Source organism: Acidiplasma aeolicum (genome assembly GCF_001402945.1).
Taxonomy (GTDB): Archaea; Thermoplasmatota; Thermoplasmata; order Thermoplasmatales; family Thermoplasmataceae; genus Acidiplasma; species Acidiplasma aeolicum.
On sequence record NZ_LKBG01000082.1, the window covers coordinates 1 to 2408 of the forward strand.

The window sequence follows — 2408 nt, forward strand, 5'->3', positions numbered from 1 at the left end:
ATCCAAGATTATGCATAAATCCACAGCCATTGATATGATATACAATCCACAGAAAACTAAATTCTTAGCCCTTGCTGAAAATAAGGGATGCAGCACCGTCAATGGTGTAGATTTATTCATTGGCCAAGGTCTTGAAACATTAAAAAAACTTTATAATTTATCTATTGACTATCAGGAATTTAAATTGTTATTTAATGAAAAAATAATTAAGTAACTTAATATTATTTCTATTGAATGATTGTTAAAACCAATGGAGGGCTTTCTGTAATTTCAGCATTTGTGGATGGTATTGGGTCAGCAATTTCACTGGATTTGCCAATGTACACAACTGTAATAGAATCTGATTCAGATAAAATAGGTGATCAAAAAATATTAGAAACATTGGAGATAATCAGGAATAAATACAGTATAAATAAAAAATATTCTGTTGAAATAAAGAGCCAGATACCTCAGTCAGTGGGATTAAAAAGCAGCAGTGCAATGACATTATCATTACTGTACGCAATATTAAGGCTAAATCGTATATATTTAAAGGAGGATGAATTATTAAGATCGGCAGCCGAAATATCACTTAAAAATAAAACATCAATAACCGGTGCACTTGATGATATTTCAATGTGTTATTATGGAGGATTAACAGTTACAGATAACTTTGATTTTAGACTTATAAGAAGGATAAAAATAGAGAATACACCGGTGATAATAGCATATCCCAAATTTTATCATAGAAGTACATATGATATGAAAGATATTGATTTTAAAAAATATAAAAAATATATACAGAAACTGGAATTGCTCTTAAACAGTAAATATGTTTATGAAACCATGGTTCTTAATGGATACCTTTTTGGCTCCCTTTTCGGCTATGACCCTGAAATAATAAATTATTTTCTTGGATCTGGGGCAATTTTTTCCGGAATAAGTGGTAAGGGTCCTGCTGTATTTGCCATATATGAGGATAATGAGGATCGTGATAATGCAGCCTCAAAATTTAGTTACCAGAATTATAATATAATCAAAAGCAGAATTAATAATGATGGAATTAATATAATATATCAATGATTATTGAAGTGAAGCCTGGAGAAATTGGTGGCATCGTGGAGGCCCCATCATCAAAGAGTTTTACACAGAGGTATGTCCTTTACTCTGCATTTTCTGGAAAACCAGTAACATTAAGGAATATATCATACTGTGATGATGAGCTTATTGCAATAGATATAGCAAAAAGCTGCAATGCCCATATTGAATACCAAAAGCGGGATATAAAAATAACTCCTGATTTTAAATGCCCAAAAAAAATCTATGTTGGTGAATCTGGAACATCGTACAGGCTTTCACTGGGATTGCTGGCAGGAAGGAAGTGCACCACGGAGATATCTGGAAAACCTGCCCTTGCCAAAAGACCAGTTGAAGACCTTATTTCATGCCTTGAAAATACTGGATCAATTTTTTATAAAAACAGTGAGGGGTTTTATAAAATAGATGCAACAAATTCAGGTAATGTTTACTGCACTTTAAATGCATCAAAAAGTTCACAGTTTGCAAGCGCCATGCTTTTTTATTACTCATTTTTTAAAAGTGCATGTTTTGGCATAGATTCCATGGTTTCAGAAAAATATATGGATATAACAGTAAAAACACTGGAAGATTTTGGTATTAATATTAAGCGTGAGAATAACAAATTTATCATAGATGGATATCTGAAATCAAAAAATGACATTCATATAGAGGGTGATTACTCATCAGCGTCATATTTTATGGTTCTTGGCATCTTTACAGGAAATATATTAATAAAAAATCTCAAAAAAAACAGCCTGCAGCCTGATAGTGGAATAATTAAAATACTCAATGATGCAGCCGGATGCATAGAAATTTTTGATGATTATATAAAAATAAATAAGGCATATGAAATAAAAACAGTTGTTGTTGATGTATCAGCAACTCCTGATTTTGCACCAGTTGCATCTGTAATAGGCATATTTTCAAAAAATGGGGTTATCATTAAAAATTATCAGAGGCTGGAAATTAAGGAATCTAACCGTTATCTTAATATTCTGGACATGGTTGAAAAATTTGGCGGGATTGCTGAAATTAAAGATGATTTTATGTTCATTCACCCCGGTGGTATTAAGAATCCTGACACATTAATTTACAGTGACCATAGAATGGTAATGAGTGCCATAATAGCCGGAATAATTGCAGGGTCAAAAACAAGATATGGCGATATCGAGGCCATAAATAAGAGTTACCCCTCATTCCTAAATGACCTGAAAAAACTTGGCGCTGATATACGATTTAATACTGAAATATAGTCATAAAAAAATCTTAATTAAGTTTAATATCCGGAAAATTAAAAATAAATTTTTTATAAATTTAATTGAGAATGTTTTAAATTACAGTATTGTAAT

The 2408-nt window shown here is 31.4% G+C and carries 2 protein-coding genes and 1 pseudogene; all 3 read left to right on the forward strand.

Features of this window, described 5'->3' with window-relative positions:
• Positions 1–214, forward strand: a pseudogene (locus AOG54_RS09830) (hypothetical protein); the annotation flags it as partial.
• Between the two features lie 20 nt (positions 215–234).
• Entirely contained in the window at positions 235–1062 is an 828-nt protein-coding gene (locus AOG54_RS02595; protein ID WP_055032370.1) for a shikimate kinase, read from the forward strand.
• Positions 1059–2312: a 3-phosphoshikimate 1-carboxyvinyltransferase gene (locus tag AOG54_RS02600; RefSeq protein ID WP_055032371.1), complete on the forward strand. Its 1254-nt coding sequence runs from the start codon at positions 1059–1061 to the stop codon at positions 2310–2312. The genes AOG54_RS02595 and AOG54_RS02600 overlap by 4 nt, the downstream gene beginning before the upstream one ends.
• The last annotated feature ends 96 nt before the right edge of the window (positions 2313–2408 follow it).